At 64.5% G+C, this 18,043-nt stretch carries 25 protein-coding genes; 8 read left to right on the top strand and 17 right to left on the bottom strand.

Features of this window, described 5'->3' with window-relative positions; all coding sequences use genetic code 11:
- Nucleotides 1–57: 57 nt before the first annotated feature.
- Nucleotides 58–681 carry an alpha-ketoglutarate-dependent dioxygenase AlkB family protein gene (locus FQ775_RS19025; RefSeq protein ID WP_146300508.1) on the top strand — a complete coding sequence of 208 codons (624 nt, stop codon included), beginning with the start codon at nt 58–60 and terminating at the stop codon, nt 679–681.
- A gap of 27 nt (nt 682–708) precedes the next feature.
- On the opposite strand, the gene FQ775_RS19020 is transcribed toward FQ775_RS19025, so the two are convergent.
- Nucleotides 709–1,728: a 1-aminocyclopropane-1-carboxylate deaminase gene (locus tag FQ775_RS19020; protein ID WP_146300507.1), complete on the bottom strand. Its 1,020-nt coding sequence runs from the start codon at nt 1,726–1,728 to the stop codon at nt 709–711.
- A 140-nt stretch (nt 1,729–1,868) separates the two neighbouring features.
- Between FQ775_RS19020 and FQ775_RS19015 the strand changes: the two genes are divergently transcribed.
- Complete coding sequence (locus FQ775_RS19015) at nt 1,869–2,342, top strand: Lrp/AsnC family transcriptional regulator (protein ID WP_146300506.1); 474 nt, start codon at nt 1,869–1,871, stop codon at nt 2,340–2,342.
- Between the two features lie 20 nt (nt 2,343–2,362).
- Here the strand turns inward: FQ775_RS19015 and coaA are convergent, their stop codons facing one another.
- Genes coaA through hisB form a run of 7 tightly spaced genes read right to left on the bottom strand, consistent with a single transcriptional unit; the run spans nt 2,363 to nt 6,989 of the window.
- Nucleotides 2,363–3,322, bottom strand: a complete 960-nt coding sequence (coaA, locus tag FQ775_RS19010) for a type I pantothenate kinase (protein WP_146300505.1) — start codon at nt 3,320–3,322, stop codon at nt 2,363–2,365.
- A gap of 28 nt (nt 3,323–3,350) precedes the next feature.
- Nucleotides 3,351–3,674, bottom strand: a complete 324-nt coding sequence (locus tag FQ775_RS19005; protein WP_146300504.1) for a phosphoribosyl-ATP diphosphatase — start codon at nt 3,672–3,674, stop codon at nt 3,351–3,353.
- A complete protein-coding gene (gene hisF / locus FQ775_RS19000; protein ID WP_146300503.1) occupies nt 3,671–4,471 on the bottom strand; it encodes an imidazole glycerol phosphate synthase subunit HisF in 801 nt (266 codons plus the stop codon). The genes FQ775_RS19005 and hisF overlap by 4 nt, the downstream gene beginning before the upstream one ends.
- Entirely contained in the window at nt 4,468–5,244 is a 777-nt protein-coding gene (gene hisA, locus FQ775_RS18995) for a 1-(5-phosphoribosyl)-5-[(5-phosphoribosylamino)methylideneamino]imidazole-4-carboxamide isomerase (protein ID WP_246730177.1), read from the bottom strand. Before hisA ends, hisF begins: the two co-directional genes overlap by 4 nt.
- Nucleotides 5,241–5,891 carry an imidazole glycerol phosphate synthase subunit HisH gene (gene hisH, locus FQ775_RS18990; RefSeq protein ID WP_146300502.1) on the bottom strand — a complete coding sequence of 217 codons (651 nt, stop codon included), beginning with the start codon at nt 5,889–5,891 and terminating at the stop codon, nt 5,241–5,243. Before hisH ends, hisA begins: the two co-directional genes overlap by 4 nt.
- A 2-nt stretch (nt 5,892–5,893) precedes the next feature.
- Complete coding sequence (locus tag FQ775_RS18985; RefSeq protein WP_146300501.1) at nt 5,894–6,370, bottom strand: DUF2628 domain-containing protein; 477 nt, start codon at nt 6,368–6,370, stop codon at nt 5,894–5,896.
- A 10-nt stretch (nt 6,371–6,380) separates the two neighbouring features.
- Nucleotides 6,381–6,989: an imidazoleglycerol-phosphate dehydratase HisB gene (gene hisB, locus FQ775_RS18980; protein WP_146300500.1), complete on the bottom strand. Its 609-nt coding sequence runs from the start codon at nt 6,987–6,989 to the stop codon at nt 6,381–6,383.
- 162 nt (nt 6,990–7,151) lie between these two features.
- Here hisB and hslV point away from each other — a divergent pair, with 162 nt between their 5' ends.
- The 4 genes from hslV to FQ775_RS18960 all read left to right on the top strand — a co-directional run bounded on the left by hslV (nt 7,152) and on the right by FQ775_RS18960 (nt 10,624).
- Complete coding sequence (gene hslV, locus FQ775_RS18975; protein ID WP_146300499.1) at nt 7,152–7,700, top strand: ATP-dependent protease subunit HslV; 549 nt, start codon at nt 7,152–7,154, stop codon at nt 7,698–7,700.
- The gene (locus FQ775_RS18970; protein WP_146300498.1) at nt 7,690–8,232 is read left to right on the top strand and encodes a GNAT family N-acetyltransferase; all 543 of its coding nucleotides are present in this window, start codon (nt 7,690–7,692) and stop codon (nt 8,230–8,232) included. The genes hslV and FQ775_RS18970 overlap by 11 nt, the downstream gene beginning before the upstream one ends.
- The gene (gene hslU / locus FQ775_RS18965; protein WP_146300497.1) at nt 8,229–9,527 is read left to right on the top strand and encodes an ATP-dependent protease ATPase subunit HslU; all 1,299 of its coding nucleotides are present in this window, start codon (nt 8,229–8,231) and stop codon (nt 9,525–9,527) included. The genes FQ775_RS18970 and hslU overlap by 4 nt, the downstream gene beginning before the upstream one ends.
- A 137-nt stretch (nt 9,528–9,664) precedes the next feature.
- Nucleotides 9,665–10,624 carry a DUF1402 family protein gene (locus tag FQ775_RS18960; protein ID WP_146300496.1) on the top strand — a complete coding sequence of 320 codons (960 nt, stop codon included), beginning with the start codon at nt 9,665–9,667 and terminating at the stop codon, nt 10,622–10,624.
- A 22-nt stretch (nt 10,625–10,646) separates the two neighbouring features.
- Here the strand turns inward: FQ775_RS18960 and FQ775_RS18955 are convergent, their stop codons facing one another.
- The 5 genes from FQ775_RS18955 to FQ775_RS18935 all read right to left on the bottom strand — a co-directional run bounded on the left by FQ775_RS18955 (nt 10,647) and on the right by FQ775_RS18935 (nt 13,836).
- Entirely contained in the window at nt 10,647–11,036 is a 390-nt protein-coding gene (locus FQ775_RS18955; protein ID WP_146300495.1) for a DoxX family protein, read from the bottom strand.
- A gap of 65 nt (nt 11,037–11,101) precedes the next feature.
- Nucleotides 11,102–11,464 (bottom strand): helix-turn-helix domain-containing protein, encoded by a 363-nt coding sequence (locus tag FQ775_RS18950; protein ID WP_146300494.1) that lies wholly within the window; start codon nt 11,462–11,464, stop codon nt 11,102–11,104.
- Nucleotides 11,461–12,021 carry a Smr/MutS family protein gene (locus FQ775_RS18945; RefSeq protein ID WP_146300493.1) on the bottom strand — a complete coding sequence of 187 codons (561 nt, stop codon included), beginning with the start codon at nt 12,019–12,021 and terminating at the stop codon, nt 11,461–11,463. Before FQ775_RS18945 ends, FQ775_RS18950 begins: the two co-directional genes overlap by 4 nt.
- Nucleotides 12,018–13,124 carry a murein transglycosylase A gene (gene mltA, locus FQ775_RS18940; RefSeq protein WP_246730176.1) on the bottom strand — a complete coding sequence of 369 codons (1,107 nt, stop codon included), beginning with the start codon at nt 13,122–13,124 and terminating at the stop codon, nt 12,018–12,020. Before mltA ends, FQ775_RS18945 begins: the two co-directional genes overlap by 4 nt.
- Before the next feature lie 7 nt (nt 13,125–13,131).
- Complete coding sequence (locus FQ775_RS18935; protein WP_146302012.1) at nt 13,132–13,836, bottom strand: Tim44/TimA family putative adaptor protein; 705 nt, start codon at nt 13,834–13,836, stop codon at nt 13,132–13,134.
- Between the two features lie 213 nt (nt 13,837–14,049).
- Between FQ775_RS18935 and FQ775_RS18930 the strand changes: the two genes are divergently transcribed.
- Both FQ775_RS18930 and secB read left to right on the top strand, forming a co-directional pair.
- Nucleotides 14,050–14,553 carry an FxsA family protein gene (locus FQ775_RS18930; protein ID WP_146300491.1) on the top strand — a complete coding sequence of 168 codons (504 nt, stop codon included), beginning with the start codon at nt 14,050–14,052 and terminating at the stop codon, nt 14,551–14,553.
- Nucleotides 14,554–14,675: 122 nt separating this feature from the next.
- Entirely contained in the window at nt 14,676–15,182 is a 507-nt protein-coding gene (secB, locus tag FQ775_RS18925) for a protein-export chaperone SecB (protein ID WP_146300490.1), read from the top strand.
- A 33-nt stretch (nt 15,183–15,215) separates the two neighbouring features.
- Here the strand turns inward: secB and dnaQ are convergent, their stop codons facing one another.
- Genes dnaQ through FQ775_RS18905 form a run of 4 tightly spaced genes read right to left on the bottom strand, consistent with a single transcriptional unit; the run spans nt 15,216 to nt 18,035 of the window.
- A complete protein-coding gene (gene dnaQ, locus FQ775_RS18920; protein WP_146300489.1) occupies nt 15,216–15,932 on the bottom strand; it encodes a DNA polymerase III subunit epsilon in 717 nt (238 codons plus the stop codon).
- 60 nt (nt 15,933–15,992) lie between these two features.
- Nucleotides 15,993–16,586, bottom strand: a complete 594-nt coding sequence (coaE, locus tag FQ775_RS18915) for a dephospho-CoA kinase (protein ID WP_146300488.1) — start codon at nt 16,584–16,586, stop codon at nt 15,993–15,995.
- Nucleotides 16,583–17,425: a shikimate dehydrogenase gene (locus FQ775_RS18910; RefSeq protein WP_146300487.1), complete on the bottom strand. Its 843-nt coding sequence runs from the start codon at nt 17,423–17,425 to the stop codon at nt 16,583–16,585. Before FQ775_RS18910 ends, coaE begins: the two co-directional genes overlap by 4 nt.
- Entirely contained in the window at nt 17,418–18,035 is a 618-nt protein-coding gene (locus FQ775_RS18905) for a Maf-like protein (protein ID WP_146300486.1), read from the bottom strand. The genes FQ775_RS18910 and FQ775_RS18905 overlap by 8 nt, the downstream gene beginning before the upstream one ends.
- Nucleotides 18,036–18,043: the final 8 nt, after the last annotated feature.

Below are 18,043 nucleotides of genomic sequence, written 5' to 3'. Positions count from 1 at the left end.
AAAACGGCGGGACAGGGTCTCGCCGTTTTTCATGGGATAGGCCCGAAGGAGCGGCCGATGGTGGTCCTGCCGCACGGCGTGCGCCACATGCCCGGGCATCTTTCGCCAGCGGAACAGCAGGCGCTGGTGGACGACGTCCGTGCCGTGGTGGCGGAGGCGCCGCTCTACACGCCGGAAATGCCGAAGACCGGCAAGCAGATGAGCGTGCGAATGACCAATTGCGGGGCGCTCGGCTGGCTGACCGACCGCGAGCGCGGCTACCGCTACCAGGCAACGCATCCGGTCACCGGCGAGCCATGGCCGGCCGTCCCGGAACGTCTCCTGGCGCTTTGGGACGAGGTCGCAGATTACCCTCACCCGCCCGAGGCCTGCCTGATCAACTTCTATGGCCCGGAAGCGAAAATGGGACTGCACCAGGATCGCGACGAGGACAATTTCGACGCTCCCGTGGTCTCGGTGTCCTTGGGTGACGCCTGCCTGTTCCGCGTCGGGGGAACGACGCGCGGCGGACGAACCGTCTCGTTCCGGCTGGACAGCGGCGATGTCGTCATCCTCGGCGGCAAGGGGCGGCTTTGCTACCACGGCGTCGACCGCATCTATCCGTCGACCTCGGATCTGCTGAAACGTGGTGGCAGGATCAACCTGACCCTGAGGAGGGTGACAACGCCGGACCATGCCTGAGTGACGCGGGGGCGAAGCCGCCCGAGGCTAGCCGTCCTTGTAATAGGAGGCGTAGCCATTGATCGCCGGGGCGCCGCCAAGATGCGCATAGAGCACCTTCGCGCCGTCCGGGAAGAAGCCCTTGCGCGTCAGGTCGATCAGACCTTGCATCGACTTCCCTTCATAGACGGGATCCGTGATCATGGCTTCCGTGCGCGCCGCCATGCGGATTGCTTCATTGGTCTCGTCCGAGGGGACGCCGTAGGCGGGATAGGCGTAGTCGGGGTTGATGACGATCTCGTCATCGCCCACCGCGCGTCCGAGCCCGACCAGCTCGGCCGTGTTGTCGACGATGCTGCGCACCTGCGCCCGCGTCTGTTCGACCGTGCCGGACGCATCGATGCCGATCACCCGCTCCGCTCGGCCCTGCGCGGCGAAACCCACGATCATGCCGGCCTGTGTGGAACCGGTCACCACGCAGACCACGACATAGTCAAAGCGGAAGCCCAGATCCCTTTCCTGCCTCGCCACCTCCTCGGCGAAGCCGACATATCCAAGTCCGCCAAATTTGTGCACCGATGCGCCCGCCGGAATCGGATAGGGCTTGCCGCCGGCATCCTTCACCGACTGGATCGCTTCCTCCCAGCTCCTGCGGATGCCGATGTCGAACCCATCGTCGACGAGGCGGCTGTCCGCTCCCATCAGCCGCGTCATCAGAATGTTGCCGACGCGGTCGTAGACGGCGTCGTGATGCGGCACCCATTTCTCCTGGATCACCACGCATTTCATGCCGATCTTGGCGGCGGCCGCGGCGACCATGCGCGTATGGTTCGATTGCACGCCGCCGATCGAGACCAGCGTGTCGGCACCCGAGGCGATCGCATCGGGCACGATGTATTCGAGCTTCCTGAGCTTGTTGCCGCCCATCGCCAACCCGGAATTACAGTCGTCGCGCTTGGCGAAGACCTGCACCTTGCCGCCGAGCGCGGCCGAAAGGCGCGGCAGCGGCTCTATCGGCGTCGGGCCGAATGTCAGCGGATAGCGTTCGAACTTTTCGAGTAGCGGCACTGTCGGTCTCCGGATCGGTTGTTGGCACAACGATAGCCGAACGCTATCGGAAGGTGCTCTCAAAAACGACGCGGCAGCTTCTCAGCCTGAGGAAAAGTGACTAGAGTTGTTTCTGTTTTATCTCGCAGGTTGGCTTATCTATGGAAGATTCTTTCACGACTCTCGACCGGATCGATATCAACATCCTGCGGGCCCTGCAGGCCGAAGGCCGTCTGACCAATGCCGAACTGGCATCGCGCGTGAATGTCAGCCCCGCAACCTGCCATCGGCGGACTCAGCGCCTGTTCGACGAGGGTTGCATCAAGGGCGTCCGGGCGGAGATCGCGCCGGCGGCGGTAGGTCTCGGCGCGCTGGTGATGGTCGGCGTGGTGCTCGACCGCTCCACACCCGAGAGCTTCGCCGCGTTCGAGGGTGCCGTACACAAGCTCAAGGAGGTGCTCGATTGCAACCTTGTCGCGGGCGACTTCGACTATCTGCTGAAGATACGGGTTCGCGACATGGCCGATTTCAACAAGTTGCACGGCCAGAAGTTGATCGCGCTGCCCGGCGTCCGTCAGACGCGAACATTCTTCGTCATGAAGGAGGTCAAGGAGAGCGCCCGGCTGCCGTTCTGACCCCACCGCACTGCTGCGGGCTACAACTTCCTGAGCGCCACTTCCTGGACAAGGTGATCGGCGCCCTTGCGAAGGATCAGGTCGGCGCGCGGCCTCGTCGGGACGATGTTCTCGCGCAGGTTCTTGAGGTTGATGTTGGCCCACAGGCCCTCACCGATGGCGCGGGCGGCATCCTCGGAAAGCTGCGAATAACGGTGGAAGAAGGATTGCGGGTTGCGGAAGGCAGTCTCGCGCAGCCGCATGAAGCGGTCGATATACCATTTGTGGATCAGGTCCTCCTCGGCATCGATGTAGATCGAGAAGTCGAAGAAGTCCGACACCACCGGCACGGCGCGGCCGTCCCTGGGCAGTTCGCGTGTCTGTAGCACGTTGATGCCCTCGAAGATCAGGATGTCGGGGCGGTCGATGATCACCTGCTCGTCGGGGATGACGTCATAGGTCAAGTGCGAATAGACCGGCGCCGGCACGTCGGGTTCTCCCGACTTGATTGCGGACAGAAAGCGCAGCAGTGCGCCGACGTCGTAGCTCTGCGGGAAGCCCTTGCGGTCCATGATGTTTTCGCGGCGCAGGACCTCGTTGGGATAGAGGAAACCGTCGGTGGTGACGAGATCGACCTTGGGGCTCGACGGCCAGCGCGCCAGAAGTTCCTTCAGGATGCGCGCCGTGGTCGACTTGCCGACCGCGACCGAGCCGGCGATGCCGATGATGAAGGGCGTCTTCACCACGTCGGGAACGTTGAAGAAAACCTTGCGCTGGTGGAAGAGCAGTTGGCTCGCCTCGGCATGAGCCGAAAGCAGCCGCGACATCGAGAGGTAGATGCGGCGGACCTCCTCAATATCGACGGGATCGTTGAGCGAAGAAAGGCGGCGGACTTCGTCTTCGGTAAGCGTGAGCGGCGTGTCGGCGCGGAACCCGGCCCAGCGTTCGGCGGAAAAGAAACGGTAGGGCGAATATTTCAGGTCCGGCGCGAGCTGGTCCATGATCCTCCCGTCTCCGTTCCGCTTCGCCTCAGCCGTCCTTGCGAGCCGCCTTTTCAGCGATGCCCGACTGCGCCGTGCGCCGCTCGAGCTCCCGCATGACCTCGGCCAGCGGGATATCGGCCAGCGCGAGCACGACCAGCCAATGATAGAGGAGATCGGCGCTTTCGGAAACGAGGCCGTCATGCTCCCCCTTCATCGCCGCGATCACCGTCTCGACCGCCTCCTCGCCGAGCTTCTTGGCCGCCTTTTCGGTGCCGCCGGCGAAAAGCCTCGCCGTCCACGATTGCGTGTCGCCGGAGCGCGCCCGCTCGGCGATGATCTTCTCGAGGTCGGTCAGGGAGAATTCGCTCATGCCGCCTGTCCCGTCATGGCCGGGTCGAGGCGCATCGGAATGCCGGCAGCCGCCATATGCGCCTTGGCCTCGGCGATCGTGAAGGTGCCGAAATGGAAGATCGATGCCGCCAGGACCGCCGTGGCGTGGCCGTCGCGAATACCCTCGACCAGGTGGTCGAGCGCGCCGACACCGCCCGAGGCGATCACCGGGGCACGCACCGCGTCGGCGACTGCGCGGGTCAGCGGCAGATCGTAGCCGGCCTTGGTGCCGTCGCGGTCCATCGAGGTCAGCAGGATTTCGCCGGCGCCGCGCGCAACCATCTCCTGCGCGAAGGCGACCGCGTCGATGCCCGTGCGCTCGCGCCCGCCATGGGTGAAGATCTCCCAGCGGTCGGCCTCGCTCGGCGCGGACACCTTCTTGGCGTCGATCGCCACGACGATGCACTGATTGCCGAATTTGTCGGCCGCCTCGGCGACGAAATCGGGATTCTTCACCGCGGCTGTGTTGATCGAGACCTTGTCCGCGCCGGCCAGAAGCAGCTTGCGGATGTCGGCGATGGCGCGTACGCCGCCGCCCACGGTGAGCGGCATGAAACATTGCTCGGCGGTGCGCGCGACGACGTCGAAGATGGTCTCGCGGTTGTCGGACGAGGCGGTGATGTCGAGGAAGCAGAGCTCGTCGGCACCGGCCGCGTCATAGGCCTTGGCGGCTTCCACCGGATCGCCGGCATCGACGAGATCGACGAAATTGACGCCCTTGACGACGCGGCCGTCCTTCACATCGAGGCAAGGGATGACGCGGGCTTTAAGAGTCATGATCGCCCATCCTCGAACATCGCCGGTTCGACTTCGATATCGCCCCGTAGCACCGCCAGCGCCTCAGCGGCATCGATGCGGCCGTCATAAAGCGCGCGGCCGGAGATCGCACCTTCCAGACGTGCCGCGTCGGGCATGGTCATGCGCACGATATCGGCGATCGAGGCGAGGCCGCCCGAAGCGATGACCGGGATCGTTACCGCGTCGGCAAGGTCGATGGTTGCCTCCCAGTTGATGCCGGCAAGCACGCCGTCGCGGTCGATGTCAGTGTAGATGATCGCCGCCACGCCAGCCCCCTCGAAGCGTTGCGCGAGCTCGACGACGCCGAGTTCGGAAGCCTCGGCCCAGCCCTCGACCGCGACCTTGCCGCCCCTGGCGTCGATGCCGACCGCGATCTTTCCGGGAAAGCGTTTGCACGCTTCCCTGACGAGACCGGGATCGCGCACCGCGACCGTGCCGAGAATGACGCGGGCAAGCCCCTTGGCGAGCCAGTTCTCGACATGGTTCAGTGTGCGGATGCCGCCGCCGAGCTGAACCGGATTTTTCGTTGACTTCAGGATCGCCTCGACAGCCGCGCCATTGCGGCTTTCACCGGCGAAGGCACCGTCGAGATCGACGACATGCAGCCACTGGAATCCCTGATCCTCGAAGGCTTTCGCCTGCGCCGCCGGGTCGGCGTTGTAAACGCGGGCGCTCTCCATCGCGCCGAGTTCGAGCCTCACACACTCGCCGCCCTTCAGATCGATGGCCGGGAAGAGGATCTTGGTCGTCACGGCTTCCACCTCAAAAAATTGGCGATCAGGGCGAGGCCGAGTGCCTGGCTTTTTTCGGGGTGGAACTGGGTGCCGACCAGATTGTCGCGGCCGACCGCGGCCGTTACGGGCCCGCCATAGTCGGTGACGGCCAGCAGCTCGTCGGCGTTCTTCGCTTCAAGCTGGTAGGAATGGACAAAGTAGGCGTGCAGGCCGTCGGAGCCCGTCGCAATGCCGTTGAAGAGAGGGTGGTCGCGTGTCAGTTCGATCGTGTTCCAGCCGATCTGCGGGATCTTCAACGCCGGGTCGGCCGGTTTGATTTCCTTCACGTCGCCGGCGATCCAGCCGAACCCTTCGCTGATCGTCTTTTCCAGCCCGCGCTCCGACATCAGCTGCATGCCGACGCAAATGCCGAGAAAGGGCCGCGCCCGTTCGATCGCCACCGCCTCGATCGCCTCGACCATGCCCGGCACTGCGTTGAGCCCGGCGCGGCAGTCGGCATAGGCGCCGACGCCCGGCAACACGATCCGGTCGGCGGAGCGCACCCTGTCCGCGTCGGCTGTCAGGTCGACCTCGGCGGTCGTGCCGCTTTCACGCGCGGCACGTTCGAATGCCTTCACGGCGGAGCGGAGATTGCCCGAACCGTAGTCGATGATCGCGACCCGCATCGTCAGCCTCGACCGGGATAATCAAACAGGCCGAGTGCCGGACCGTCGCCGGAGGTGGCCGTACGGTTAGGCGTCATCGACGCCGGAGCCAGAGCCGGTTGTGGCGACGGCGCATCCCGCATCGCTTCGGCGACATAGCGGGTTTCGGCGTCCTCGCGCGATTCAGCCTCCACCACGCCCCATTCGTTCCAGCCGCGACGGCGCCAGGCAAAAAGGCGCAGTGCTGCACCCTCAAGGCCGACGAACAGCGCCAGCAGTAAGGACAGCACCGGCACGATCGCGGCGCCGGCGCCATATTCGGCCCACACACCAAGGCCGAGCGAAACCGCGAGGAAAAGCAGCGCCTCGATCCAGAGCCGGTGCCACAGGAGCCAGACGAGGGGCAGGATGAGCCCGAGCCAGGCAAATCCGTCACGCACGAAAACCGGATCGGCCGACGGCCGGTCGCCGGGCGGTTCCATGACGACATAGCTTGCCATGTTCCGCTTCCTAGCCGCCGAGCGTGCCCTTGGTCGAGGGGATCGCACCATGCTGGCGCCGATCGGCCTCGAACGCAGCACGCAGCACGCGCGCCACTGCCTTGAAGCAGGTCTCCGCGATGTGGTGGTTATTGGCGCCGTAGCGGTTGGTCACATGCAAGGTGATGCCGGCGTTCTGCGCCAGCGCCTGGAAAAACTCGCGCACCAGCTCGGTATCGAAACTGCCGATCTTGGGTGAGGAGAAGGCGACGTTCCAGACCAGGAACGGCCGGCCCGAAACATCGACCGCCGCGCTTGTCAGCGTCTCGTCCATGGCGAGATCGAGCGAGGCATAGCGCGTTATCCCGCGCCGTTCGCCGGAGGCCTGCGCGATCGCCTGGCCGATCGCGATGCCGGTATCCTCGACCGTATGGTGGTCGTCGATGTGAAGATCGCCCTCGGCCTTGACGGTGATGTCGATCAGCGAATGACGCGCCAGCTGCTCGAGCATATGGTCGAAAAAGCCGACCCCGGTCGATATGTCGAACTTGCCGGTACCATCGAGCTCGACCGAGACCGAAATCGCGGTCTCGCTGGTCTTGCGGCTGATGGTGGCGCTGCGGCCGGTAGCGGCGTCCATACGCGAATTCCCCGAAGAAAGCTTCGGCGCAGCTTCTACCAGCAGCCGCTGCAATATGCCAGCAAGGCGGCCACGACGCCGGCGGGATTTGCATTTGGGCCGCCCCTGCATAAATAAGGCCGGTTGAACCGGCATCCCGCGCGCTGACCACTGGAGCATTTGATGTCTGACGAAATCCGCATGCACGCCACGACCATCGTGACCGTCCGCAAGGGCGGCAAGGTGGTGATTGCGGGCGACGGCCAGGTCTCGATGGGCCAGACGGTGATGAAGGGCAATGCGCGCAAGGTGCGCCGCCTCGGCAAGGACAACGTGATCGCCGGCTTCGCCGGCGCGACAGCCGACGCCTTCACGCTGCTCGAGCGGCTCGAGACCAAGCTCGAACAATATCCCGACCAGCTCACCCGCGCCTGCGTCGAACTGGCCAAGGACTGGCGCACCGACCGCTATCTGCGGCGGCTGGAAGCGATGATGCTGGTGGCCGACAAGAACGTCACCCTGGCGCTGACCGGCACCGGCGACGTGCTGGAACCCGAACATGGCGTCATGGCGATCGGTTCGGGCGGCAACTACGCACTGGCCGCGGCGCGCGCGCTGATCGACACCGAAACGGACGCCGAGGCGATCGCGCGCAAGGCGATGCAGATTGCCGCCGATATCTGCGTCTACACCAACCAGAACATCGTGGTCGAAACCCTCGATGCGGATTGACACCGTCGAATTCTCGTTCAGGCCGGTCGTTCCAGGCGACTACGCCATGCTGCGCGACTGGCTGGAGCGGCCGCACATGCGTGAATGGTGGGGCGAGCCGGAGGAGGAGCTCGGCTTCATCCGAGACATGGTGGAAGGCCGCGACTCGTCACGTCCCTTCATCATCCTGTTCGGCGAGACGCCGGTCGGCTACATCCAGTATTGGCACCTCGGCGACCACCAGAACGCCGAATGGATCGAAACGCATCCATGGCTGGCGGAGTTCCCCTCCGAAACCGTCGGTGTCGACATCTCGCTGGCCGATCCGGAGAACCTTTCAAAAGGCATCGGATCGGCGGCGGTGACCGCCTTTACCGGCATGCTGCGCGCCGAGGGCTATTCTTCGATCATCATCGACCCGGATCCAGCCAACCGCCGTGCCATCCGCGCCTATGAAAAGGCGGGCTACCGTCCCATTCCGCACCTGGTCGGCCGCACCGGAGACTGTCTTTTGATGCAGCACGGCCTTGAAACGAACGAGATCAGAACATGACCACATTCTCACCGCGCGAGATCGTTTCCGAGCTCGACCGCTACATTATCGGCCAGAAGGACGCCAAGCGCGCCGTCGCGATCGCGCTGCGCAACCGCTGGCGGCGCCAGCAGCTCGAGGGCCAGATGCGCGAAGAAGTGATGCCAAAGAATATCCTGATGATCGGCCCCACCGGCGTTGGCAAGACGGAAATCTCGCGGCGCCTGGCCAAGCTCGCCGGTGCGCCGTTCATCAAGGTCGAGGCGACCAAGTTCACCGAGGTCGGTTATGTCGGGCGTGACGTCGAGCAGATCGTGCGCGACCTCGTCGAGGTGGCGATCGGTCTGGTGCGCGAAAAGATGCGCGAGGACGTCAAGGCGCGGGCGCATATCAACGCGGAGGAGCGAGTGCTCGAGGCGCTGGTCGGCAAGACCGCAAGCCCGGCAACGAAGGACAGCTTTCGCAAGAAGCTGCGCAATGGCGAACTCGACGACAAGGAAATCGAGATCGAGGTGGCCGACAATTCCGGGCCGACGCTCGACATTCCGGGCATGCCCGGCAATGTCGGTGTGCTCAACATCAACGAGATGTTGTCGAAGGCAATGGGCGGGCGCACCAAGACGCGCAAGACCACGGTCAAGGAGTCCTACCAGCACCTCATCGCGGACGAGTCCGACAAGCTGCTCGACCAGGACGAAGTGGTGAATCGCGCTTTGGCCAACACCGAGAATGATGGCATCGTCTTCCTCGACGAGATCGACAAGATCGCGGCGCGCGACGGCGGCATGGGCGCGGGCGTGTCGCGCGAGGGCGTGCAGCGCGACCTGCTGCCGCTGGTGGAAGGCACCACGGTGGCGACCAAATACGGGCCCGTAAAGACCGACCATATCCTGTTTATCGCGTCGGGTGCGTTCCACGTCTCGAAACCCTCCGACCTGCTGCCGGAATTGCAGGGCCGGCTGCCGATCCGCGTCGAGCTCCGGGCGCTGGAGAAGGAGGATTTCCGGCGTATCCTGACCGAGACCGAGGCGAGCCTGATCAAGCAGTATGTGGCGCTGATGGAAACCGAGGGCGTGACCCTGGAATTCACCGACGACGCAATCGATTCGCTCGCCGGCATCGCCGTCGACCTGAACGCATCGGTGGAAAACATCGGCGCACGGCGGCTGCAGACCGTCATGGAACGGGTGCTCGACGACATCTCCTACGATGCGCCGGACCGTTCCGGCACGACCGTGAAGATCGATGCCGACTACGTGGCCAAGAATGTCGGCGACCTTGCCAAGAACACAGATTTGTCGCGTTTCATTCTATAACGGAACAAGAGCCGGGCGGGGTATTTCCGGGCCGTCGCGAAGACGCGGCGCAAGGGCGAGTTTGCATACTCGACTCTTCGGGAGGCATTGCCTACCGTTTGCGGCACGACAGGCAACAGGCAACGTTCTCCGGTTTCATGGCCAGACTTTCCGCCGTCTTCCTTTCCCTCGCGGCGTCGATCATTGCGTCGGCGGCGCTGTCCGCAACACCGGTGCCGCCGGGCAATCGCCACGCCGAACAGCCGGAAATTCCTTTCGGCTCTTCTTCGCGAACCAGTGCCCTGAAGACAACCTTCGAGAAGAAATACCAGAAGGTCTACCGGCTGCTTCAGACCGACGCCAAGCTGCGCGGCAAGATCACGGACGCCGCGCGCCAATATGGCATTTCCCCGATGCATATCGTCGGCGCCATCGTGGGCGAGCATACCTACAATGTCGACGCCTATGACCGGCTGCAGACCTACTACGTGAAGGCGGTCTCGTACCTCGGCTCGAACTTCAGCTTTTCGTTTGACGGCGAGGATGTCGACGACTTCATCAAGCGCTCGGAATTCTCGGTCTGCAACGGCTTGTCGGACAGCTACGACCTCTGGACATGCCGAGAGGAGGTCTGGGATGGCCTGTTCCGCGGCCAGCAGGTGGGCGGCAAGGCGTTTCCGAACAACCGTTTCAGCGCGGTGTTCTTCCAGCCCTTCTATGCTGGGCAGACCTTTGGCATCGGCCAGCTCAACCCGCTGACTGCTCTGCAGATGAGCGACACGGTGAACCGTATTTCAGGGTTGCCGCAGCTTGATCATCGCGACCCGCAAGAGGTCTACCGGACCATCATGGATCCTGACCTGACGCTGCCCTATGTGGCGGCGACACTGCGCAAGTCGATCGATGCCTACAATGCGTTCGCCGGCTTCGATATCTCGGCCAATCCCGGCATTACCGCCACGCTCTACAATGTCGGCAATCCGGTCGAGAGGGCGCGCGCGTTGCGGCGCGAAAACGCCGAACGGGTGGCCAATGGCGAGGAGCCACGGTTGCCGGAGGAGAACTATTATGGCTGGCTGGTCAATGACCGGCTGGCAGAGTTGCAGGCGTTGTTCTGAGATCGAAGCCGCCGCGGCTTCGTCAGTCGCGGCGCCACGGAAACAACCTGCGCAGGGCCGGATCGCGCAGCCACAGCCCGCCCCACATGAAAAGCCCGAGATAGATCGAGAACAGGGTGTGGGAGAAGAGCGGGTTTTCGACACGCAGCTGCGTTGCCATCGCGCCACCCAGCAAACCCATCATCAAGACGGCGCCCAGCACGCTTGTCCTGGGGAAGAGATAAAGCAACAGGCAGCCGAGCTCGATCAGGCCGATCAAAAGCACGTAGCCATCCGGCCAGCCGAGCTCGCGCATGATCTGATGGGATATCTCAGCGCCCAGAAGCTTGGGCGCGATCGACGCGCCGAGAAGGAAAATCGTCAAGAGGCTGGTCAGAACCCAGCCGGTCATCTTCATAGCGCGGTCGGACATTCTCTCTACTCCGTGGTCCATGCCGACCAAGGACGATCCCGCTGCCGCGATCCCGACAGGGTTGCCTACGATTTCGTGCGCAAGGCGATGATCGCGTTCAATTCGCCTAGGGCTTCCTCGTCCAAATTACCAATCTCGGCCGCCAGCCTGTTGGCCAGCGCCGTTGCCGCCGGCGACAGGCCGGCGGTGTCGATGACCACGCGTGGATGCGAGCTCTCTGCGATGCGGACAAGTTCCTCGGCATCATCCCAGATGACGTTGAAATAGCCGAGCACCTTCTGCAGGAAGGCCCAGCTCGGCGCCCCGCGATGGCCACGCTCGAGGGCGGAGAGGTAGGCAGCGCTGACGCCAAGGGCGCTGGCCATCTCCTTCTGCGTCACACCCCGCGCGGCCCGCATTTCGCGCATCTTCTGGCCGAACGGCGTCATGGCTCCGTCCCGGCGCGGCGCAGCCTGATGTATAGCGCGCCAGCGCCGCCATGGTGGCGGGCGGCCGACTCGTAGCCGCCCACCAGCGGCTGGAATGGCCCGGTGGCGAGCCAAGACGGCACGGCGCGGCGCAGCACGCCGTCGCTGCCCAGCGACGCGCCCTTGCCGGTGATCACCAGCACGTGGCGGATGCCGGCGGCGTGGGCCCGCGCCAGGAAGGAGAGCAGAAGCGCGTGCGCCTCGTGCTGGGTAAGCCCGTGCAGATCGACGCTTGCCTCCAGCGGCACGCGGCCCTTGGCGATCTTCTGCGTCGTCGGCTTGTCGAGCGTGCGCAGAATCTGGTTCACGCTGCGGGCACGACCTGCACCTTCGCCGGGGCTACCGGTGGCCTGACGCTGGTCCGATACGGATTTTCCGGTTGCCTCTGACGTAGCCAGCAGCGGCTCCGACGCTGCCGGTTGGGGCAGTTTGCGACCGGGCAGAGGGGTCGCCGTTCGGGCGACCTGCTCCCACAGGATTCGATCTTCGGCCGAAAGCCTTTTTTCCCGGCTGCTCAAGGGTTTGCCTCCAGCAAGGGGCGCGGCACGAGGGCGAAGAAGTCGGCGTCGTGGCGGATCACGCCGGCGATTTCACCGGCCGCGTCGCCGGAGCCGGCGAAGAGGTCGCCGCGCGCCGATCCCGTGATCGCCGAGCCGGTGTCCTGCGCGATCATCAGGCGGGCGAAGGGCCTGGCGCCGAAGGCGTCGAGGTCGGGTGCATGAACGAAAATCGGGGTGCCGAAGGTGTGCAGGAGGCGGTCGACGGCAATCGAGCGGCCAGCAGTCAGCGGCACCTTGGCGGCGGCCACCGGCCCGAGCGAAAGGTCGTCAACCGGCGCTTCGCGGAAGAAGATGAAGGACCGGTTCTGGTGCAGTATCTCGGAAATCCGGGCGGGATTCTCACGGAAAAATCCGCGGATTTTCTGCATTGTCACGGATTCCAGGGGAATTTCCCCGAGTTCTGCGAGGATGCCGCCGGGACCCGTGAACCGGTGCCCCGACTTGGCGGCATAGGTCACCCGGCGCGCCGAGCCGTCGGGCATGATCAGGCGCGCCGCGCCCTGGACGTGGATGAAAAAGACATCGACCGGATCGGCGAGCCAGGCCATTTCGAGCCCCCGACCGGCAAGCGCGCCACCTTCGATTTCGGCGCGGTCGAAATATTCGACGATCCCGCCGTCGCTCAGGCGGCCGAAGGCAAAATACGGATCCATGTCCGCTGGCCGGTTGTCTTCGCCGACGTCGACGAGATCATCCGGACGGCGGTAAAGCGGAAAACGGAACCGCTCTGTCAGAACCTCGGATGCCTGCATCTGTGGTTCGTAGAAGCCGGTGACGAAGCCACGTGGACGGTCATCAGGCGTGATCCGGCAAGGCCGAAAAAACGCCTCGAAGAAGCGGCGGACGTCGTCGGCAGCAGAAAGCGGCGTCGCCCGCGCGGCCTTGAACGCGCCGGCGAAAGCCGATGCCTCGATGCCAAGCGCACCGGTCCGGTAGGGCTTTTCGAGGAAACGGACAGCACTTCGCGCGAAGGCGCCGTGGGCGGTCGCCATGCCCTCGTCGTGGGACCAGCCAGGGATTTGATCGAAGGCGACCGGCCGCAGTAGGGGCGACAGGGGCACCGCCGGTTCAGTCTTCGGCTTCGGTCGCGACCAGCTTCCAGTTCGGATCCCGCGACCGCGTGTCGCGGGCGAAGGTCCAGACATCCTTGACCTCGGCCACCGTCTCGGGATCGCCATCGATCACCTCCCCGGTACTGTCGCGGGTGGCCGAGATCAGCTCGCTGATGATGCGCAGCGTGAGATGGGCTTCCGAGCCCTTCATCTCGGCGGCGACGATCTCCGCCTTGTCGATGCCGACAAACGAAGACTGGACCTTTTCCGACTTCTTCTCGCGCTCGTTGATGGCAGCGACAAAACCTTCGAAGACCTCGCGCGACAGCAGGTTCTTGAGTGTCTTGCGATCACCATCGGCGTAGGCCATGACGATCATCTCGTAGGCGAGCTTGGCACCATCGACGAAACCGCGCGGTTCAAATGACGGATCCGCATCGCGAATCGCCCGCAGGCCCTTGTTGAGATCGCTTCCCGCCTCGGCGTAGGCGTCGATCGCCGCATAGGGCGATTCCGCCTCGCCGCCGCTTTTGCGACGCGGCAGCGAAACAACGTTGTCCTTGGCGGCACCGTTCTCGGTTTCACGGCTGCGGCCAGCCGTGTAGGGGTCGAAAGGCGGCTTTTCGCTGCCGGTCCGGCGACCGAGCACGTTGCGCAGCTGGATGAAGATCACCACTGCGGCGACGATGAAGAACAGAGTACCGATATCCAGAAATTCCATCGTGTCCGCCGACCTGCCTCGAAAGTGGACTTTCGCCGAGGTCATCCCGTCACCCCGGGCGTCATCGTCCTGACAGATGCATATAGAACGCAACCGGCGATCATTCAAATCCGGCCGCAGAATTACTATGTTGACGGCGATGCCCTTCGCGCCTGCGCTGTTTGCGCAGTCCAACCCAGCCATCCCTGCAACGGGACAAACGAAGTCCGGATCGTGCGATTTCCCCTAATTTTTGCGATTTTCCTTATCGTGCCGATGCTCGAGATCGCCGCCTTTGTCGTCATCGGCGGGCGGATCGGCGTCGCGGCGACTCTCGCGATCGTGGTGCTGACGGCGCTGGTCGGCTCCATCCTTCTGCGCGTCCAGGGTTTCGGACTCCTGCGCCGCATCCAGGAAGAGACCGATCAGGGGCGCGTCCCCAAGCGCGAGGTGGTGCACGGGGCCATGATCCTGTTCGCCGGCCTCCTGCTCCTTCTGCCGGGCTTCGTCACCGATGCGGTCGGTTTCACGCTGTTCATTCCGGCAATTCGCGACGCCATCTGGGGCTTCGTCAGTTCAAGACTGAAGGTCAGGTTCAACGTCGGCATCGATCCCGACGACCTGCGGCGACCACGACCGCCAGGAGACGGGAAGACCATCGACCTCGACCCTGACGATTTCTCGAGCGCCGGCAGCGCCGAATCGCCGTGGCGCGATGATCCAAAACAGCGCCATTAACTCCGCTTGAGGAAGGCAGTCGGCGATTACGCCGTTGCGCGCTTGTCTCACCGGGCCCACCATGCTAGCGAACCGCGAAATTCGGGCCGTTGAAGGCCCTTCCTGACGCAAAGGCTTTACGAATGGCGGACGACAACAAGGAAACCGGCGCGGCAGGCGGCGCGGCCAATCAGGGCAACGGTGCCCAGCCCTCCCTCAACGTGCTGGCTCAGTACGTCAAGGATCTCTCCTTCGAGAGCCCGGGCGCGCCGAACTCGCTGCGCGGCCGCGAGCAGGCCCCGAACATCAACATCAATGTCAACGTCAATGCGAACTCGCTGACCGACAACGAGTATGACGTCAACCTGATGCTGTCGGCCAAGGCCTCGCACGGCGAAAGCGTGCTCTTCAACGTCGAGCTCGCCTATGGCGGTGTCTTCCGCGTCGCAGGGTTTCCGAAGGAGCATGTGCTGCCGGTACTTTTCATCGAGTGCCCGCGGCTGCTGTTCCCGTTCGCGCGGCAGATCATTGCCGACGCGACCCGCAATGGCGGCTTCCCGCCGCTGATGCTCGATCCGATCGATTTCGCCCAGATCTTCCAGAAGAAGGTCGCCGAGGAACAGGCCAAGGCGAAAGTCCAGGTCAGCTGACCACCCGGCTATAAGAGCGTTGGGCGGCCGGCGCTATCCGGCTGCCGCCTGACGACCGGAGAAACGCCGCCAAAGCGCGGCGTCGCCGATTTCCTCCACCATCGCCGCATGCGCTTCACGGTCAGCGGCAGTCAGCCGCGACGGAAGCGGCTGCGGCCGTTCGCCGAGCGGGATCACGACCTCGACCGTATCGGTCCGGTCATCGGCCTCGACCCTGACCTCGAGACCGAGTGCGGCCTGCTTGCCGCCGACAAGCTCGATGTAGACCTCGGCCAGAAGTTCCGAGTCGAGCAGCGCTCCGTGCTTGGTGCGATGGCTGTTGTCGATGCCGTAGCGTCGGCACAACGCGTCGAGCGAGTTCGGGCCCATCGGGTGCTTGCGGCGTGCGATCGCCAGGGAATCGATGACGCGGTCGGCCGCGATCGGTTCGCGTGACAGCCGCGACAGTTCGCGATTGATAAAGGCGATGTCGAAGGAGGCGTTGTGCGCAACGAGCTTGGCACCGTCGACAAAGGCACAGAACTCCTCGGCGATCTCCGCAAAGACGGGCTTGTCCTTGAGGTCGGCGAGGCTGATGCCATGCACGGCCTGGGCCTCGTGGTGGATCGCACGACCATCCGGATTGATATAGGCATGGAAGGACCGCCCCGACGGGAAGCGGTTGACCAGCTCCACGGCGCCGATCTCGATGACGCGGTCGTCCTGGGCGTCGAGTCCGGTCGTCTCGGTATCGAAAATGATCTCGCGCATGGCTGGTCCGGCAACGAATCGGGTTCCGCAGCTTAGAACAAGCGTGGCGGAGACAAAGCCTCAGCCCGGCCGTTTTTCCGCCAATTCACCGATGATTTCGGCGACCCGACGGCGGACCGGCTCCATTCCCAGACTGGTATCGACTATAAAGTCGGCACGGCGGCGCTTCTCGGCATCCGGCACCTGGCGGGCAAGGATCGCCTCGAACTTTTCCACCGTCATCTCCGGCCGCGCCAGGACGCGCTGGCGCTGGATCTCGGCGGGCGCGGTGACGACAACGATGCGGTCGACGCGGTCGGCGCTGCCGGTCTCGAAAAGCAGCGGAATGTCGAGGACAACCAACGGGACGCCGGCGGCTCGGTGTTTGTCGAGAAAGGCTTGCTCTGCGGCACGGACCAGGGGATGCACGATGGACTCCAGCTTCCGCAGAGCCGCCGGATCGTCAAGCACGATCGCCGACAGGCGGGCACGGTCCACCTTGCCGTCACGGATGGCGTCCGGGAAAACCTCGCCGACCGGCCTGACGGCCTCGTTGGCATAAAGGGAATGGACCGTCGCATCGGCATCATGAACGGGCACGCCCTGCTCGGCGAACATCGCCGCAGTGGTGGATTTGCCCATGCCGATGGAACCGGTGAGGCCGAGGACGATCATGTGTGGTCACCCAGATCGGCGACGATAAGGTTCCGCAGCTCCGGGGTGACCTCGGGGCGCCGGCCGAACCATTTTTCGAAACCGGGCGCCGCCTGATGAAGCAACATGCCAAGACCGTCGACCGTTGCAAGACCACGGGCGAAGGCGGCGGCAAGCAGCGGCGTTTCCAGCGGGACATAGACGATGTCTGTCACGATGGCTGAATCCTTCGCCCCGGAAAGATCGATGGAGGGCTCCGCTGCCCCGTCCATGCCGAGCGAGGTCGTGTTGACCAGCAGGTCGGCAGTGGCGAGCAACTCCGGCAGCGCGGCCCAGCGATGTCCCTTCGTGCCGCCGCGGAAACGATCTGCCAGCGCCAGAGCCCTTTCAGGCGTGCGGTTGACGATCGCAATGTCCCGGTAGCCCACCTTCTGCAAGGCGTGAATGACGCCCCGCGCCGCGCCGCCGGCACCCAGCACGATCGCCTCGCGACCCCGGCGCCACCGGGGCACGGCCTTATCGAGGTTTGCGGCAAAGCCGCTCCAGTCGGTGTTGCCGGCACAAAGGCGTCCTGACTCGAACCAGAGCGTGTTGGCGGCACCGATCAACTCGGCGGCCTCGTCGCGGACCGCGGCAGCTGTCGCGGCCTCTTCCTTGTGCGGGATGGTGACGTTGCCTCCGGCCCAGCCCTGGCCGGCAAGGACCCCCAGAAATGCCGGGAACGCCTCCGGGGCAACGTCAATGGCCTCATAGCTGCCGGCAATGCCATACCGTTCCAGCCAGTGGCGGTGAATCAGCGGCGAGCGCGAGTGCGCCACCGGATGGCCGCAGACGAAGGCGCGCGGCCCGGTTTCAGCCATCGATCGCCCCAAGGTCGCGCAGACGGGCAAGAAGCGTCAGCAAGGGCAGGCCGACGATGGTGAAATAGTCGCCGTCGATCCGCTCGAAAAGCTGGATACCCTGACCCTCGATCTGGTAGGCGCCGACGCTCGACAGCGCGGCCTGACCGACGCTGGCGAGGTGGCGCCCGATGAATTCGGGAGTGAGCGGGCGCATGGTCAGGTGCGCGACCGAGACATGCCGCCAGACCGTCTCGCCTGAGCGGACGAGGGCAACGGCACTGTGGAGCTGGTGGGTTCGGCCGGAGAGCCGCAGAAGATGCCGGCGCGCCGCCTCCATGTCAGCGGGCTTGTGGAAGAGCTCATCGTCGAGCGACAGCGTCTGGTCGCATCCGATCACCAGGGCATCCGGACGTTTTTCACCGACGTCCAGCGCCTTCGCTTCGGCGAGTACTTGCGCGACATCACCGGGTGTGGCGCCGGTTTCGGCGAGCGGCGCTTCGACCGCCCTTTCGTCGATCCCGGCGGCAAGGGCCTCAAACGCCAGTCCGGCCGCCTGCAGCATGTCGCGCCGAAACGGACTTTGCGAAGCAAGGACAAGCGGTGGCGCCGAGGATGCCGAGATGTTCATGCTTGCGG

Source organism: Nitratireductor mangrovi (assembly GCF_007922615.2).
In the GTDB taxonomy this organism is placed as follows: domain Bacteria; phylum Pseudomonadota; class Alphaproteobacteria; order Rhizobiales; family Rhizobiaceae; genus Mangrovimarina; species Mangrovimarina mangrovi.
Note: the sequence above shows the minus strand (reverse complement) of the source record. Positions and strands in the feature narration are given on the sequence as shown.

Coding starts and splice junctions, on each gene's coding strand:
- FQ775_RS19025 (WP_146300508.1), top strand. CDS start 58: ATGGTGGTCCTGCCGCACGGCGTGCGCCACATGCCCGGGCATCTTTCG.
- FQ775_RS19015 (WP_146300506.1), top strand. CDS start 1,869: ATGGAAGATTCTTTCACGACTCTCGACCGGATCGATATCAACATCCTG.
- coaA (WP_146300505.1), bottom strand. CDS start 3,322: ATGGACCAGCTCGCGCCGGACCTGAAATATTCGCCCTACCGTTTCTTT.
- FQ775_RS19005 (WP_146300504.1), bottom strand. CDS start 3,674: ATGAGCGAATTCTCCCTGACCGACCTCGAGAAGATCATCGCCGAGCGG.
- hisF (WP_146300503.1), bottom strand. CDS start 4,471: ATGACTCTTAAAGCCCGCGTCATCCCTTGCCTCGATGTGAAGGACGGC.
- hisH (WP_146300502.1), bottom strand. CDS start 5,891: ATGCGGGTCGCGATCATCGACTACGGTTCGGGCAATCTCCGCTCCGCC.
- FQ775_RS18985 (WP_146300501.1), bottom strand. CDS start 6,370: ATGGCAAGCTATGTCGTCATGGAACCGCCCGGCGACCGGCCGTCGGCC.
- hisB (WP_146300500.1), bottom strand. CDS start 6,989: ATGGACGCCGCTACCGGCCGCAGCGCCACCATCAGCCGCAAGACCAGC.
- hslV (WP_146300499.1), top strand. CDS start 7,152: ATGTCTGACGAAATCCGCATGCACGCCACGACCATCGTGACCGTCCGC.
- FQ775_RS18970 (WP_146300498.1), top strand. CDS start 7,690: ATGCGGATTGACACCGTCGAATTCTCGTTCAGGCCGGTCGTTCCAGGC.
- hslU (WP_146300497.1), top strand. CDS start 8,229: ATGACCACATTCTCACCGCGCGAGATCGTTTCCGAGCTCGACCGCTAC.
- FQ775_RS18960 (WP_146300496.1), top strand. CDS start 9,665: ATGGCCAGACTTTCCGCCGTCTTCCTTTCCCTCGCGGCGTCGATCATT.
- FQ775_RS18955 (WP_146300495.1), bottom strand. CDS start 11,036: ATGTCCGACCGCGCTATGAAGATGACCGGCTGGGTTCTGACCAGCCTC.
- FQ775_RS18950 (WP_146300494.1), bottom strand. CDS start 11,464: ATGACGCCGTTCGGCCAGAAGATGCGCGAAATGCGGGCCGCGCGGGGT.
- FQ775_RS18935 (WP_146302012.1), bottom strand. CDS start 13,836: ATGGAATTTCTGGATATCGGTACTCTGTTCTTCATCGTCGCCGCAGTG.
- secB (WP_146300490.1), top strand. CDS start 14,676: ATGGCGGACGACAACAAGGAAACCGGCGCGGCAGGCGGCGCGGCCAAT.
- dnaQ (WP_146300489.1), bottom strand. CDS start 15,932: ATGCGCGAGATCATTTTCGATACCGAGACGACCGGACTCGACGCCCAG.
- coaE (WP_146300488.1), bottom strand. CDS start 16,586: ATGATCGTCCTCGGCCTCACCGGTTCCATCGGCATGGGCAAATCCACC.
- FQ775_RS18910 (WP_146300487.1), bottom strand. CDS start 17,425: ATGGCTGAAACCGGGCCGCGCGCCTTCGTCTGCGGCCATCCGGTGGCG.
- FQ775_RS18905 (WP_146300486.1), bottom strand. CDS start 18,035: ATGAACATCTCGGCATCCTCGGCGCCACCGCTTGTCCTTGCTTCGCAA.